This is a genomic window from Paraburkholderia acidicola (assembly GCF_002362315.1).
GTDB lineage: Bacteria > Pseudomonadota > Gammaproteobacteria > Burkholderiales > Burkholderiaceae > Paraburkholderia > Paraburkholderia acidicola.
The window spans coordinates 929,889-945,531 of sequence record NZ_MTZV01000002.1 but is presented as its reverse complement, the minus strand read 5'-3'; the positions used below and the strand labels follow the sequence as shown (position 1 = coordinate 945,531).

The 15,643-nt window shown below is 62.5% G+C and carries 12 protein-coding genes; 6 read left to right on the top strand and 6 right to left on the bottom strand.

The features are described from left to right. Positions 1-107: 107 nt before the first annotated feature. The 3 genes from BWP39_RS06285 to BWP39_RS06275 all read left to right on the top strand — a co-directional run bounded on the left by BWP39_RS06285 (position 108) and on the right by BWP39_RS06275 (position 6,039). Positions 108-2,531 (top strand): glycoside hydrolase family 95 protein, encoded by a 2,424-nt coding sequence (locus BWP39_RS06285; RefSeq protein WP_096717864.1) that lies wholly within the window; start codon positions 108-110, stop codon positions 2,529-2,531. Between the two features lie 91 nt (positions 2,532-2,622). Then, on the top strand, positions 2,623-4,749 hold the full coding sequence (locus BWP39_RS06280; RefSeq protein WP_096717862.1) for an alpha-galactosidase D: 2,127 nt from the start codon (positions 2,623-2,625) through the stop codon (positions 4,747-4,749). A gap of 84 nt (positions 4,750-4,833) precedes the next feature. After that, entirely contained in the window at positions 4,834-6,039 is a 1,206-nt protein-coding gene (locus BWP39_RS06275) for a hypothetical protein (protein WP_133116834.1), read from the top strand. Between the two features lie 104 nt (positions 6,040-6,143). Here the strand turns inward: BWP39_RS06275 and BWP39_RS06270 are convergent, their stop codons facing one another. The 3 genes from BWP39_RS06270 to BWP39_RS06260 all read right to left on the bottom strand — a co-directional run bounded on the left by BWP39_RS06270 (position 6,144) and on the right by BWP39_RS06260 (position 8,846). After that, entirely contained in the window at positions 6,144-6,485 is a 342-nt protein-coding gene (locus tag BWP39_RS06270) for a DUF4148 domain-containing protein (protein WP_096717858.1), read from the bottom strand. Positions 6,486-6,733: 248 nt separating this feature from the next. After that, complete coding sequence (locus BWP39_RS06265) at positions 6,734-8,071, bottom strand: chloride channel protein (RefSeq protein ID WP_096717856.1); 1,338 nt, start codon at positions 8,069-8,071, stop codon at positions 6,734-6,736. Between the two features lie 184 nt (positions 8,072-8,255). Continuing rightward, positions 8,256-8,846: an isochorismatase family protein gene (locus BWP39_RS06260; protein ID WP_096717854.1), complete on the bottom strand. Its 591-nt coding sequence runs from the start codon at positions 8,844-8,846 to the stop codon at positions 8,256-8,258. A 54-nt stretch (positions 8,847-8,900) separates the two neighbouring features. Between BWP39_RS06260 and BWP39_RS06255 the strand changes: the two genes are divergently transcribed. Further along, positions 8,901-9,518: a TetR/AcrR family transcriptional regulator gene (locus BWP39_RS06255; RefSeq protein ID WP_207556612.1), complete on the top strand. Its 618-nt coding sequence runs from the start codon at positions 8,901-8,903 to the stop codon at positions 9,516-9,518. Between the two features lie 76 nt (positions 9,519-9,594). On the opposite strand, the gene clpP is transcribed toward BWP39_RS06255, so the two are convergent. Next, on the bottom strand, positions 9,595-10,263 hold the full coding sequence (gene clpP, locus BWP39_RS06250) for an ATP-dependent Clp endopeptidase proteolytic subunit ClpP (RefSeq protein ID WP_096717850.1): 669 nt from the start codon (positions 10,261-10,263) through the stop codon (positions 9,595-9,597). A 206-nt stretch (positions 10,264-10,469) separates the two neighbouring features. Between clpP and BWP39_RS06245 the strand changes: the two genes are divergently transcribed. After that, a complete protein-coding gene (locus tag BWP39_RS06245) occupies positions 10,470-11,447 on the top strand; it encodes a sigma-70 family RNA polymerase sigma factor (RefSeq protein WP_096717848.1) in 978 nt (325 codons plus the stop codon). Here BWP39_RS06245 and BWP39_RS06240 read toward each other — a convergent pair. Continuing rightward, positions 11,403-12,677: an EAL domain-containing protein gene (locus BWP39_RS06240; RefSeq protein ID WP_096718599.1), complete on the bottom strand. Its 1,275-nt coding sequence runs from the start codon at positions 12,675-12,677 to the stop codon at positions 11,403-11,405. The two genes, BWP39_RS06245 and BWP39_RS06240, sit on opposite strands and share 45 nt — an antisense overlap. A gap of 290 nt (positions 12,678-12,967) precedes the next feature. Further along, positions 12,968-14,404 (bottom strand): multidrug transporter subunit MdtD, encoded by a 1,437-nt coding sequence (gene mdtD / locus BWP39_RS06235; protein WP_207556610.1) that lies wholly within the window; start codon positions 14,402-14,404, stop codon positions 12,968-12,970. Between the two features lie 177 nt (positions 14,405-14,581). On the opposite strand from mdtD, the gene BWP39_RS06230 reads away from it, so the two are divergent. Then, a complete protein-coding gene (locus tag BWP39_RS06230; RefSeq protein WP_096717846.1) occupies positions 14,582-15,607 on the top strand; it encodes a LysR family transcriptional regulator in 1,026 nt (341 codons plus the stop codon). Positions 15,608-15,643: the final 36 nt, after the last annotated feature.

Genomic DNA, 15,643 nt, shown 5'->3' with positions numbered 1-15,643 from the left:
TTGCAATGCCGTTCCAGGGGAAAAACCTAATGTCTGACCAAACATTACCCGTGCATATTTGAACGAAATATTCATAGGTGGATTACGCATAAATCTTACCAGGAGACATGATGAAAATTTTGGTCAATCAAAAGCGGCGCAAGCTGCTGAAGTTAGGGGGCGTCGCCGCCATCATCCCGGTTGCCGGACATGCTGGCGCTGCCACCAGCTCTCCATCTGGTACCGCCGGTGAATCCTCCGCCTTTCCCTCCGCCACCTCCGATCCCGCTTCCCTTTCAGTTCAGTCAGATTCATTGCTCGTTTCCCCCGATCAGGCGCTGCTGTTCAACTACGACTCGCCCGCGGTCGAGTCCAGCATCCAGTTTCAAGGTCTGCCGGTTGGCAACGGACGTCTGGGCGCGATGGCCGGCGGCGCCAGCGACCGTGAAGCGCTCTACCTGAACGAAATCACGTTGTGGTCGGGCAGCAAGAACGTCGTCGATCTCGCCTACACGACGACAGGGATGGGCAGCTACCTGTCGCTGGGCAAGCTCTACGTCGATCTGCCTGGTCACGCTGGAGCGACGAACTACCAGCGTTCGCTCGACATCAGCAATTCGATCGTGCGGACGCAGTACAGCGTCGGCGGCAGAAGCTATACCCGCGAGATCTTCAGCAGCTTTCCCGACAACGTGATCGTGATCCGTCTCGCGTCTCACGGCGGTACGTACAACGGCACGATTTCGCTCGTCGACGGGCAGGGCACGCAGACGGTCGGCGAATCGAATCAGGCGCTGTCGTTCTCCGGTACGGTGGGCGGCAGCGGCGAGCTGTATTCGACCTACATGGCCGTTGTGCCGGACGCGGGTAGCGCGACGCTCAATGCGGCCACCGCACAGATCACGCTGCAGGGATGTCCGGCGCTCACGATCATCGTGGCGGCGCGCACCGACTACAACGGTCGTTACGTCGACAACTACCTGACCGGTATCAGTCCGCGCGAGACCGTGATCGCCGATGTGAAAAACGCAGCGGGCAGGCGCTATCGCGACTTGCTCGAGCGTCACGTGCGGGACTACCGCGCGCTGTTCGGACGCATGGACCTCAATCTCGGCAAATCGACCGATGCGCAACGAGCGCTGACGATTCCGGAGCGGCTGGTCGCGCGTCAGGCGAGCCCCACCGTGGCCGATCCCGAACTCGAAGCGATGTACGTGCAGTTCGGACGCTACCTCACGATCTCATCGTCGCGCGGCTCGCTGCCCGCGAATCTGCAAGGCCTGTGGAGCACCACGAACAACCCGCCGTGGATGGCCGACTACCACACCGACATCAACATCGAGATGAACTACTGGCTGGCCGATCGCGCCGGCTTGCCGGAGTGCCAGCAACCGTTTGTCGATTACGTCACCGGGCAGCTGCCGTCGTGGCAGCAATCCACGCTGAATCACTTCAACGATGCCGCCAACGTGAATTACAGCAATTCGGACGGCAAGGTGGCGGGCTGGACGGTGGCGGTTTCGACGGGCATTTACGGTTCGATTGGCTGGGACTGGAGTCCGCCTGCCAGCGCGTGGTATTGCCGCACGTTGTGGAATCACTACCAGTACACGCTGGACAAGGCGTATCTCGCGAGGATCTATCCCGTCATGAAGTCGGCCTGCGAATTCTGGCAGGCACGTCTGATCAGGGACCCCGTATCGGGCCTGCTCGTCGACGACAAGGACTGGTCGCCGGAGCAGGGGCCGCACCAGCAACTCGGCATCACGTTTGCGCAGGAACTCGTCTGGGATCTGTTCACCAACTACGGCATTGCTAGCGGACTGCTCGGCAAGGATGCCAGCTTCGCGCAGACCATCGCGAGTCTGAAATCGCAGCTCTATCTGCCGAAAGTGAGCCCGACGACCGGGCAGCTACAGGAATGGATGGACGACAGCATCGTCGGCGAGGTGGGGCATCGCCATCTCTCGCCGCTGATCGGCTGGTTCGAAGGCGAGCGGATCACGCTCGACAGCGATCCGAAGCTCGTGGCCGGCGTAAAGGCACTGCTCACGGCACGCGGCTTCAATTCGTTCGGCTGGGCGCTTGCATGGCGCATCGCCTGCTGGGCGCACTTCCACGATGGCGCGACCAGCTATTCGATGATCCCGAAGTTGCTGCGTTACTCCGAGGGCAACGACGGTATCGACGGCACGTTCGCCAACATGTTCGATGCGTATGCGCTGTCGAACAACTCGTCGGCGTTCCAGATCGATGCGAACTTCGGTGGTCCGGCAGCGATTCTGGAAATGCTGCTGCAAAGCAGGATGGATCGCATCACGGTACTGCCCGCGTTGCCGTCGCAATGGGGCACGGGGCACGTCACCGGGTTGCGCGCGAAAGGCGGCTTCTCGGTCGATCTCAAGTGGAGCCGCGGCGCGCTGTCGTCGGTCAAGTTCACTAGCGTGGGCGGCACACGAACGACGTTGCAATACGGCAGTGTGGTGCGAGCCGTAGCGGTGCCTGAAAACGGTACGGCGAGATTCGACGGCAACCTGCGGCCGCTTTCGTGAACAGCTGAACTGAAGCACTGAAAGGCCTGCAGCAAAACACCGTACAGCAGCTTACCGGGAAGCCCCCGGTTTCATTCAACCAAGGAAAATCATGAAAACCCTGAGTCGCACGCAGGCGTATCTGTTTTTCGTGAGCGTCTTGATGGTCTTCGGCCTGGTCGCCTGCGGCGGCGACCAGAATTCCACCGAAGCGGCGAGTGCCCTGAAGGCCGTGGCGAACACCGCCACGTCGGCAGCATCGGCTGCGGATGCACTCTCGCAACGAGGAAGCCCGACGCAAAGCACGATCGCGTTACCGCCGATGGGTTGGGCCTCGTGGAATGCATACGGCTGCACCGTCACCGAAGATCTGGTGAAGACAGCCGCGGACGTGATCTCCGGTGGCGTAAAGAAAGATGGCGCGCTGAAGAAAGCGGGCTACAGCTATATCAACGTCGACGATTGCTGGTTCGCGCCGTCGCGCGATGCGCAAGGCAACCTGGTCGCCGATCCCGTCAAGTTTCCGAGCGGCATCAAGGCGCTGGCCGCCTACGTGCATGCTCGCGGCCTGAAGTTCGGCATCTACGAAGTACCTGCAGCCGAAACCTGTGCGCAGCGCAATAACCTGTACCCAGGACACACTACCCCGATGGGCAGCCTTGGGCACGAAGTCCAGGATGCCAACACGTTCGCTTCATGGGACGTCGACTACGTGAAGTACGACTGGTGTTCGCCGGACGGCACGGTCGACGATCAGGTCGCGGGTTTCCAGATGATGCGCGATGCACTGAACAGCGCAGGGGCCGCGAAGAATCGACCGATTGTCTACAGCATCAATCCGAACAGCTTCCATGTCGACAAGACGGGTCGTTCGTATGACTGGGGACAGGTGTCGGATCTGTGGAGAAGCACGGAGGACATCACATACGACACGGGCACACCGGGCCACCAAAGCACGCCCGATTTCTCCCGAATCGTGAACCAGAATTTCTACGGCAATCTGTTTCCGGAAGCGCAGCATACGGGCGTCTATAACGATGCGGACATGATGCTTGCCGGGTTCGGTCTGACGGCTGCGCAGGATCAAACGCACATGAGCTTGTGGGCGATTTCGGGTGCGCCGCTTATCCTGGGTCTCGACCTGACGACGCCGGTTAGCACCGCAACGATGGCGACGCTGACCAACCCCGAAGTGCTGGCCGTCGATCAGGACGTACGCGGTATGCAGGCAATTCGCGTTGCGGAGCCGCGCAACGGTCTGGGCGTGTGGGCCAAGCTGTTGTCCGGTCAAGGTCGCCGCGCGGTAGTCCTGCTCAACACGACGGGGACCGCGGCAACGATCACGGTGAACTGGGCAGACCTCGGGCTGAGCCCCAGTGCTTCAGCCAGTGTCCGCGACATCTGGGCACACCAGGATCTCGGTTCGCATGCGTCTAGCTACACGGTCGCCAACGTACCGGCAGGTGGCTCGGTCATGCTAACGATCACCGGTACCGACGATGCATCGAAAGTCGAGCCGGCCACTCCTCTCGCGCACGAAGCCGGCGTAGCACGCTATACGCTGAACGCGACCAACGGCGGGTACATCGACGTCGACTACCAGAACGCAGGGAAGTCCGCGCTGAAGATACCGCTGATCCTTAACGAAAGCGTCCTCACGACGATTACGCTTCCCGTTACCACCGGAAATGCCCAAGGCAGAATCACGCTGTACATGCCGTTCCAGCCGGGCAGCAACAAGTTGACGTTCGTTCTCCCCAACCCGGGCCGTCACGCACCGACAGTCGGCAAGGTGACGCTGATCGCCGCTCCGCAACCTGCATTGCCGCCGGTCATCTATGCGGCAGCAGACCCGGCCAATACCCTCCAGGACGCGGCGGTGGTGGAATGCAACATCTGTAGCGGCAACGAGAAGGTAGGCAATCTCACCAACTCGGATTCGAGCCTGCAGTTCAACAACGTGGTCGCTGCCGCCGATGGACAGTACGCGGTTCCCGTCGTGTACATCAGCGCGGATGACGGTGGCGGTGCGCCGCGCGCGTTGAATGTGAGCGTGAACAACGGGCCGGCGGTTGCCGTGCAGTTTCCGGGTGAAGGCACCTGGGACTTCCCGATCCTGTCGAGCGTTCAGGTCGTGGTGCCGCTGAAAGCCGGCACGACCAACACGATCAAGTTCTCCACGATACCCGGCAACTACGGTCCCGATCTGGATGGCCTGGGCCAGGCGGTCAAACAGTAAGACGGTCTGTGACGCATCGATGCCGCCGGGTTGGCTCGGCGGCATCGCATAGATAGCGATCTATAACGATCCATGGAGACAGGCATGAAGAATCTCTTGATGCGGATTGCACTGCCGCTGGTACTGGCTGCGACTTCGATACAGGTATCCGTCGCCGCCGACACCATCGCCCAGTCCGATACTGCCGCGACGACAGCGTGGCAGAAGGGCGCGCGTTTCCGGCACGACGAAGTCGCGGTGCTGTTCGTGATGGGGCAGAGCAATAGCGCGGGTCTGAACGGTCTGCCCGCGAGTTTCGTGTTGACCGGTGCGTCGGCTCCGGGCGCAGGCAGCGGTGCAATGTCGGCGCCCAACGTCTGGGGTATTCGCAATGACGGCTGGGGGAATATCACCGGCAACGCCGACGGGTCGGGACCCGCGTTCACGCAACCGATCTCCTCCATCGATCACGTGTCCTGGGTGAACTGGACGGACAGCACGTCGTCCGATATGAACCTCGGGTACTACGGCGGCAGCGGAAACGCCGCGAATTTCGCGGCCTATGCGTGGCAGTCGGCGATCAACGCGGGTGAGCCGCTGCCCGATCTGTACATCATTCATATCGGCTGGGGCAGCCAGGGTGTGGACGTCGCAGACGATGCATTCAGCGGCTGCTGCGACTGGACCGTGCATGGTGTCAATCTCTGGCAACCGATGCTCGATGCGACCAAAACGCCGACTTATGCGCTTGCTCCGTTTGCGCGTCGCATGATGTACCTCGGGCTAAAGCAGATTCTCGCAACCGGCAAGAAGCCGCGTGTACTCGGTCTCGAGTGGAACCAGTGGGAAGCGGAAGCTGCACCGCTGAATTCCGCGGGGAATGCGACGACGATCGGTCGCGCGCCGCAAAACTACGCGCATCTGTTCAGCAGCTTTTTTGCATCGGTAGGGTCGGCGTTTCCGGTGATGATCGTGAAGCCGCTATCGACCGCCTATGACAACGTCAGCAGCGGGGTCGCTCCATATAACCCGGCGGCGCTTGCGTCGATGCAAAACGTGTTCGGCGGTTTTGTCGATGCGGATGCCCGTCTCTTCAGTTTCGTCGATGCGTCGAAGTCGCCGGACTGGAACGGCCAGGGGCCGGGTTTCGGGATTTTCCAGGGTGGCTCGCTCGGCGGTGGGGATGGCAGCGTGCACTACAACCTCGACACGCAGAAATGGTTCGGCGAACAGGCGATCGCGGCATGTCTTGGCAACACCCGATCCTGCGGACCGCGCATTGCATCGCTTCCGCGACGGCTACCGAACTGAGCGCAGATCACCGCTCAATGAGTCTATGAGGTGGCGACAGCGAAAGCTCCCCGAGGTGGGAGCTTTCGTTTTTTGTTGAACATGGTGAGTGCTTGAAAGGCACATCAGCTGCCGAAATACAGCGAGCAGAAGCTCACCGGTCCAACACACGATTCGCTGTGATTCGCGCCGCTCATCGGAGCACGCGTACCGCTACTGCTGGCACCTGACATCGCTGTGCCGGCACCGCTCGTGTCCTGCGCTTTCATCTGCGCGACCTGTTGCGCGTAGATCGGACTCACGTCGGGATACGACGCATCGGTGACGAAGCGCAGCCCGTTGTTTTCGGCCTGAATCAATTCCTGCCGAACTTCGGCGCGGGTTTTTTCCTGTGCGAAAGCGTTCGTGAAGACGCCGCTTGAAGCGATGGCGACGAAGGACACGGCGATAAGAGAGAGCTTGTTCATTTGGAACTCCTGAGTGGTGAGGGACGACTGCTGTGTTCATAGCCGTAAACCTCATCACTCACGCCGATATTCCCGTGATCTGAAAAAACTTTAGCGATGCCGTGCGCTCATGGCGCATGCATCGCGCGGCTGCACGACTACATAAAAAAGATCGACGACAACAGGGAATAAACGGACGCTTCAGGTGTTACATCGCAATCAACGCGATGAATCCCCAGGACCGCCGTATGGAAAGAAGAAGCCAGTCGTCACGCCGTGCGCTCGATGCTGACCGCTCCAACCGGCCTTCTCGCCGGGACGAACGGCAACGGAAACCAGCGTGCCGCCAGCTTGAGCGTGCTCACCGATCCACCCACTGCAAGCAGGATCGGAATCAGCAGATCGTGGTTGACGCGCGTGAACTCGAGAATCAGCACGACCGCGGTGATCGGCATCTGCATCGATGCGGCGAGGAACGCTGCCGCGCCAACGATAGCGAACGCGCCCGGTTGCATGCCAGGCCAGATCTGGCTCAGCAAACCGGCAATCACCAACGCAAGCAGTGCGCCGATGGCAATTCCAGGCGTAAGCAGGCCACCTTCGGCGCCGCTACGCAGGCTGCTGCTGGTGATGACGACCTTCAGCACGAGCAGTATCGCCGCTAGCCCGACCGTCAGGTGGCTGTCGAAGCTGAGACCGGCTGGTCCTTTGCCGTTACCGAGCAGTTGCGGCCACGACATCGCGAGTACACCGATCACGATGAAGTTGAGTATCGTCAGAAGCGGTAGCCGCCAGTCCTTCGGTGCGAGGGCGCGTGCCCGGCTCGTCAGACGTGTAAAGCCATACGCGGCGAGTCCGAACAGCGGCCCGCATACCACTGACCACACCATCAGTTGCGCGGTTAGCGTGAATTGCGGCACCTGGTACTGATGCTCGTTGCCGAGACCGATCCACGCGACGACAGCTGCAATCGCGGAGGTCGCGAGAGCGGGCACGACGACGGCCCAGTCGAACGTGCAGAGCAGAACTTCGAGCACGAATACCGCGCCGCCGAGCGGCACGTTATAGACCGCCGCGAGACCGGCTCCGGCGCCGCAGGCCACCATGATCTGCCGGTCTCGCACCGAGAGCCCGGCGCGTTGCGCCACCCAGCCGGCCCACACCGAGCCGATTTCGCGCGGCGCAACTTCGCGGCCGAGCGGCGACCCCATTGCCACGGTGATGATCTGCAGCAGCGCGTGGATAGTCGTGCTGACACCCGGCATGCGCGGGTTATCGCTTTTCACGGCCTGGCGGATACTGACGAGCGGCCGGCCGAACCGGTACAGCGCCCACCAGCCGAAGCCCGCAATCAGACCGCAGACCGTCAGCACGAGCAGACGTCGCAGCGGGAGCGTGTCGGTCACGCCTTCGAGGAAGCTTTCGGTGCTGATCACGTGTGCCACGCTGTAGCCGTAGGCGACGTGCTGGATTGCATGCAGCAGCAGCGCGAGCGCCATGCCGCCGATGCCAGCGCCCACGCCCGTCAGAACGGTGACCACGGCAAACCTCACGAGCGAACGAGGTGCCTCCGCGGGTCCCGTGCGACGATCGATCTCGGCTGACATGTTGTGACTCCCGGTGTAGGTGGACATTGAGTCGCGGCTGACGGAATCGTAACTCCCATCTGGCCGGATTCTTTGCCCTGAATACTATTCCGCAGCGCAACATGATTCAAATTGTTTATTTGAATTAATTGATGCGTATTGAGAATATACGTGGAGCCACGGGTCTTCGAGGGGTGTCTGCGGATTACCGCGTGGCGCTCGCACTGACAGCACCGACGAATTCCGCCGTGGAACGCACCCGGCCGACATACGGAAAGATCTGCTCGACCGAAAAGCGATGCGCGTCTGCGGAAATGCTGCTCATCGCATCTTCGACGAACACGACTTCGTAGCCTCGGTCGAATGCAGCCCGTGCCGTCGATTCGACTCCAAAGTTTGTTGCGATACCGGTCAGTGCGATCGTGCGGGTGCCGCACCGGCGCAACTGCTGATCGAGTGCGGTCCCGTAGAACGCGCCCCATTGATGTTTGGTGATGACCAGGTCGCCCGGTTGCACACCCGCCTCGGCGACGAGTTCCGACGCAGCGGCGGGCGGTGGCGGCGAGCCCGGCGTGCGCAGTGGCTTATCGGCAGGAAGCGTCAGCAATTGCGCGACGTCCACGCGTACGAACACGATCGTGCCGCCGGCCGCGCGCAGCGCGTTAGCTGCCTGTACGGAGTGCTGCACGACCTGTGCGGCCGGATGCGGCGCGAGTTGCCTCGCGACATTGCTGTGCTGAAGATCGATCTGCACGAGTGCAGTGGTTTTCGGATCGAGAGAAAGTGCTTGCGTCATATGTCGCCTATATGTGAGGATATCCTCAGATAATCATACGCGATCAATATGAGCATGTCCTCAGATAAACCAGGTGGGTCCCGACCGGCCCGGCGCGTTCCGCAGCAGGAGCGCGCCGAGCGGCGCGTCGACGAATTGCTCGAGGCCGCCGGCGAAGTGATTGCCGAGCGTGGCTTCGACGCCGCGACGATGACCCGCATCGCCGAGCGGGCCGGTGCATCGATCGGCGCGGTGTATCAGTATTTTCCGAACAAGGACGCGCTCGTCTTTGCGCTGCGTGCGCGTTATGGCGAGGAGATGGACGAGAGCTGGACCGAGCTCAGCACGTCGGCGCAGGAGCGCACGGTGCCGGAGCTGGTCGACGGTTTGTTCGACTTGATGGTCGAATTCATGGCGACGCATCCGGCGTATATCCCGTTGCTGTCGGTGCCGCTCAATTTCAGGCGCGATGCGGCCGCACGTAACCGGTTGCGCGTGCGCTTCGCGGAGCTTTTCCAGCACTACAGCCCCGCGTTATCTGCTGAAGATGCGTACCGGATCGCCGAGGTAACCCTGCAGATCGTGAAGAGTCTGAATCCGCTCTACGCTGCGGCGAAACCGAAAGAGCGCAAGCGGCTCGTCGACGAATACAAGGCCGCGGTTTGCGCCTACCTCGTAACGCGGCTGGTTTGAGCGCAGGCTCGAAGCCGGTTCACAAGCAGGCCGCCCGAAGAATCTGCAAGAGCGGCCTGCATGTGCATTTCGCGCCTTAAGTGGCCGGACCCGTCAACATTGCCGTAGCCGCCGCATCCGGTAACGCATGCCGCGAACTCAACACATCGTCGATCAGCCCATATTCCTTCGCCGCCGCCGCCGACATGAAGTTGTCCCGATCCGTGTCTTTCGCGATCGTCTCGATGTTTTGCCCGGTGCGTTCGGCGAGTATGGAATTCAACCGTTGGCGCTGGTAGAGCACCTCGCGCGCCTGGATGTCGATATCGGCGGCCGTTCCCTGGCTACCGCCCGACGGCTGATGGATCAGGATCCGCGCGTTCGGCAGCGCGTAGCGCTTGCCGCGCTGGCCGGCGGCGAGGAGAAATGAGCCCATGCTCGCGGCGAAGCCGGTGCACAGCGTCGCCACCTCCGGCTTGATAAACTGCATCGTGTCGTAGATGGCCATACCGTCGTAGACTGAGCCGCCAGGCGAGTTGATGTAGAAAGAAATGTCCTTGTCCGGGTTTTCGGATTCGAGGAACAGCAACTGCGCAACGATCAGGCTCGCCGATTGATCGTTCACCGGGCCGACCAGAAACACGATGCGTTCACGTAGCAGGCGCGAATAGATGTCATAGGCGCGCTCGCCGCGGCCGGATTGTTCGATGACGGTCGGCACAAGGCCGAGCCCCGAGAAACCGGGGGGCGGGGGATGGAAGGGCATGCGTTCCTCGCAGTGAAAGAGTGGCCCCATGCCAGAAAGTAAGCAGGCGTGGGGTTCTAATCACATGACGCAAGGGCGAGACATGGCGTGACAGATAAATTTTTTCGCTGGAGTGTCACGCCGACTGCAGTTCAAACGTCAACCGGAAAAGCGCGCAAGCGTGCGCTGTTTTCACGTTCGTTTTTGGAGCGTTGCGAATGTTACATATGACGGAACAGACAAACAATCCCGCAGCGGCTTTCGATGCCGTGCGCTCGCGCCTGCTCGCGCTTGCGTACCGGATGCTCGGCAGTCGTGCGGAAGCCGAGGACATCGTGCAGGACGCGTGGCTGAAGTGGCAGTCCGCCAGTGCCGACGAAGTGCGCACGCCCGCTGCGTGGCTCACCACCATCACCACGCGTCTCGCGATCGACCGGTTGCGGCATCTGCAGTACGAGCGCGCGCTGCAGAACGGTGGCGTGACGCCGCAACCATGGCTCGACGAGTTTGCGCCGTCGGCGGAAGAACTTGCGTTGCACGCAGCGGAATTGTCCGGCGGCGTATTGCTGCTGCTCGAGCGGCTCAAACCCGAAGAGCGCGCGGCGTTCGTGCTGCACGAAGCGTTCGATTGCGAATACGCGGATATCGCGAAGATTCTCGACCGGCCGCCATCGACTTGCCGGCAGATCGTGCATCGCGCGAAGAGTCGTCTGCAGCGCGCGGGTGCGCCGTTGCCGGCGGCCGATCCCGCCGCGCATAGGCGGCTGGTCGAACAATTGCGGATAGCGATCAATGAACAGGACAGCGCGGGCCTGCTGCGGCTGTTCGGTACGCTGCCGGAAGTGGTGGTCGACGAGACGCTCGACGTGGTGGCCACGACGACGTTCGTGGCGAGCGTGAAGGGCTGCGCGGCCGAAGCTCTGTCGATGGACAACACGCCAGGGCTCGCGCTGCTGCGCGACGGCGAGATCGTGGCATGGCTGGATGTCGCAGCGGACGACAGCGGCACTCGCACCGGCACCATCGCCGCGCTGCGTATGGTCACGGATGCGATGAGCTTGCAGGCCGCCAACCAGCAATTCGGTCTGCTCGCCGTGCAACGTCTGCTCAAACGGATTCGCGCGCACTCGCACTCGCACGCGCGGGTGCGCCCATCCGTGTCAGTTACGGTGTGCGGCGACTTCCCAGTTGATATCGACGCATAGCACCTGAACGCCATGCGCGGTCTGCGCGGCGATCGATGCGGTGACGCACAGGTGTGCCTCGTTGATCGACAGATACGGCGGCGTCACATGCACGAGACCGGGCGTGCGCACGGCTTCGATGAAATACGGCCGACGTTCCCAGCTCGCGCCTTCCGAATGCAGCAACGGACGAAACCGCTTGGCCCGTTGCGACGCGCGGCCGGGCGGCAGCACGTTGTCGCCAATCTGCCGACCCGACGCATCGAGCAGGAAGCAGCGCGCAGTTTCGTCGAGCGCAAGCAGCGCGGCAGTCGCGTTCGCCACGGTTTCGCCCGCGATCAGTTGCGTGCTCGCCTGTTTCAGCGCGATGACGTAAGGGGCGAGGCGCTTCGCCTGGGCACGCTCGCGTGCGGTGACCCGTTCACGCAGCGCCGCCGAGAGCGCATCCATCAGGCCCGCGGCCGTCTGCGGTTTCACCGGGTCGACGCTCGGGCCCGCAAAGTACGTCCCCTGCACGAAATCCACATTGCACTCGAGCGCGATCAGCGCATCGCGTTCGCTCGACAGTCCACCCATCAGCACGAGCTGCCCCGATTCGTGCAGCAGCGACACGAGACCCGGCAGCACGCGCTCGATATGCGAATGCTCGCTGGCTTGCGCGAGGATGCAGCGATCAAGCGTGACGATGTCGGGACGCAATTGCCACACACGGTCGATGTTCGAATGCTTCGCGCCAAAGCCATCGAGCGCGATCAGAAAGCCGGATTTACGCAACGCATCGACGATTTCGGCGAAGCGCGTCGTTTCGCCGCCCGCCTGTTCCGAGACTTCGAGCACGACACGTTGCGGCGGCAGACCGAGCGCCTTCAGGCTCGCGAGCAGCGCATCGCCGTAACTCGTGTCCATCAGCGCGGCCGGATGGAGGTTCAGGAAGAGCCATTCGTCGTGGCTGTCAAATGCATTGAAGTTGCCGAGATGCAGCGATTCGGCGAGTCGTCCGAGTTCCAGCAGATCGCCGCGCCGCGCCGCCTGCGTGAACACTTCGTGCGACGGCACCTGGAGCGCCTGCTCGTCGTGCGCGCGCAGCGATGCGTGGTAGCCGATGGCGCGCCGGTGCGACACCGAGAACACCGGCTGGAACACGCTGAAGACGGTGTAGCCACCATACAGGACGGTGCGCCGGGAGCCTTCGTCGCCGGCCATGGGGCGCGGAGGCTGGAAACCGGGAGGATCGAGGTCGATGATGCTCATCATGTCGGTCTTGTGAAGGGCGGGCCGTGCGCAAGCTCGCTGGATTCGCTGGGGCTGTCCGCAAGTTTACAGGATAGGCGAGCAAGAAACATGCGCATGGAGAAAGTGGTTTCTGCGCAGATCCGGCTCACGTTCGTGAGTTTTTTGCCGCGCCTTGTGCGTCGTGCCGCACAGCGCTGGTGCGCGACGTGCCCCGAAGTGTTCGGTTGGCGGACTGCGTACGAGGACCGGTTGCGGGTAAACCAGCGTGTCTCACCCGTACCGCTGATCGAGCCGGTGCGAGCGCCGCGTCAGGTCCGCTCGGACGGATCGGTTTTCTTCGCCGCGCGGCGGATGTCCGGCGCGAGCTGCGCGAAGATCCACGACGTGCCGGCCGTGATGATGCCGACGCACAGGAACGTCGCGTGGAACGCAGGCAGTGTGTTGACCGCGGTCGCGCGCGGGATCAGGCCGGTGAAGGTAGCGAGCAGGGCGCCCGCCACCGTGACGCCGAGGCTCATCGAAAGCATCTGTACCAGCGAAAACAGGCTGTTGCCGCTGCTGGCGCCGCCGGTGCCGAGATCCTTCAGCGTGAGCGTGTTCATCGCGGTGAACTGGATCGAGTTGACGCCGCCGAAGAACGCAAGCTGCACGAGCCGTAACCATAACGGTTGGTCCGCGCTCGTCAGCGAGAAGCTCGCCATGGCGAGCCCGACCAGCACCGTGTTGATGACGAGGATGTGCCGATAGCCGTACTTCGTGATCAGTTGCGTGACGATGCGCTTCGACGTCATGCCCGCGGCGGCGACTGGCAGCATCATCAGGCCGGCTTCGAATGCCGAGTAGCCGAGGCTCACCTGCAGCAGCAGCGGGATCAGATACGGCATCGCGCCACTGCCGATCCGCGCAAACAGGTTGCCGAGCAGGCCGACGCTGAACGTGTGAATCCTGAACAGATCGAGTGAGAAAATCGGCTGCGGTGCGCGCACCGCATGCAGCCCGTAGGCGACGAAGGCCGCGAGGCTGAGAATCAGCAGCACCAGTACGGCGGCGTGTTGAATGCCGAGTTCGGTGCGCCCGTCGAGCGCAAACGAAATCGCCACCATGCCGATGACCAGCAGCAGATAGCCCTTCATGTCGAAGGGTGCGGTATCCGGATTGCGGCTGTCCGGCATGAAGATGAACGTCGCGATGCAACCGATCAGCCCGACCGGCACGTTGATCAGGAAGATCCAGTGCCACGACGCGATCTTGACGAGCCAGCCGCCGAGCGTCGGTCCGATCAGCGGCCCGACCAGGCCCGGAATCGCGACGAACGACAGCGCGGGCAGATAGCGCTCGGCGGGAAAGGTGCGCAGCACCGCGAGCCGGCCGACCGGCAGCAGCATCGCGCCACCCACGCCTTGCACGATGCGCCAGAGCACCAGCTGTGTCAGCGTATGCGCGTTCGCGCACAGCAGCGAGCCGATCGTGAACACGAGGATCGCGCTGAAGAACACGCGCCGCGTGCCGAAGCGGTCCGCGAGCCAGCCCGATACCGGGATCATCACCGCCATCGTCAGCGAATACGCGATCACCACCGATTGCATCCGCAGCGGCAGCTCGCCGAGACTCGTCGCCATCGCGGGCAGCGCGGTGTTGACGATCGTCGAGTCGAGCGTCTGCATGAAGAAGCCGGTGGCGACGAGCCACAGCATCACGGTGAGCATGCGAGGGGACGGCGAGGCGGCGGTCGATGGCGTGGACATGAGGGCCTGGGAGCGTGTGGGACGCGCGGCTGCGACACAGCGCTGCGGTTGAACCTGGTGGACCGGGTAGGCCACATTCTAGGGAAAAGGGTGGGATAGCCCAAGTCCTGCTTCGTTACGGTTCAATGCGGCGCGCTACCATGCAAGCTTTCCTGCCTCTGTCCGTTGGCCCACACCATGAATATCCGTTTCCTCGAGACCTTCATCTGGCTGGCGCGACTGCGAAACTTCCGCCTCACCGCGGAGAAACTGCATACGACCCAGGCGGCCGTATCGAGCCGCATTGCGTCGCTTGAAGACAGCTTCGATGTGCGTCTGTTCGACCGCAACTCGCGCTCGGCGACGCTCACGCCCGCTGGCCGCAAGCTGCTCGCTTACGCTGAGCGCATCGTGCGACTCGGCGACGAGATGCGCCGCGAAGTCGACGATGCGAGCGGCGATGCCGGGTTGATCCGCATCGGCGTGATCGAATCGATCGTGCATAGCTGGTTTCCCGCGCTGATGAGGGTGGTCCGCGATCGCTATCCGCGTCTCGAGATCGAGGTGACGAGCGATACGACGATCCATCTCGAGCAACTGCTGCGCACCGATTCCGTCGATCTGATCCTGCAGACCGATCTGCTGTCCGGGCCGGAGTTCGTCAATCATCCGCTGTGCGAATTTCCGCTGCGCTGGGTGGCGAGTCCGACGCTTGGGCTGTCCGGCAACACGATCAATCTCGATCGCGTGGCCGAGTTTCCGGTGCTCAGCTTTTCGCGCCATTCCGGGCCGCATGCCGCGCTGGAGCGTGTGTTCGCGGATGTCGAGCGGCCCGCGCGGATCAACTGCATCAGCTCGGTGGCCGCGATGATCCGGCTCGTCGCGGACGGCTTCGGCGTGGCCGTGCTGCCGCCCGCGATCATCCAGCGCGAACTGACGGAAGGCGTGCTGGAGCTGCTGGATGTAGACGGCGGCTTCGCGCCGCTGCCGCTTATCGCAACGCATCGCGCGCAGGGCGGCGAGCTGTCGGCCCGTATCGTCGAGCTGGCCGCCGAGCAGGCGAGGGTGTTCGTACACGCGCTTGGGCCCGCGCTCGTAGGCACCGCGACCGCGGCACGCCCGCCGCGTGCTGCAAGCAAACGCGCCGCAGCAGCAAAACCGCGTCAAGGAAAGGCTAACGCCAAGGCGCCGGCGGCGACCGCGCCGCGCAAACGTAAGCCATAAGAAAACCTGTTCGCTGCGGATTTTTTTTCTTGTTGG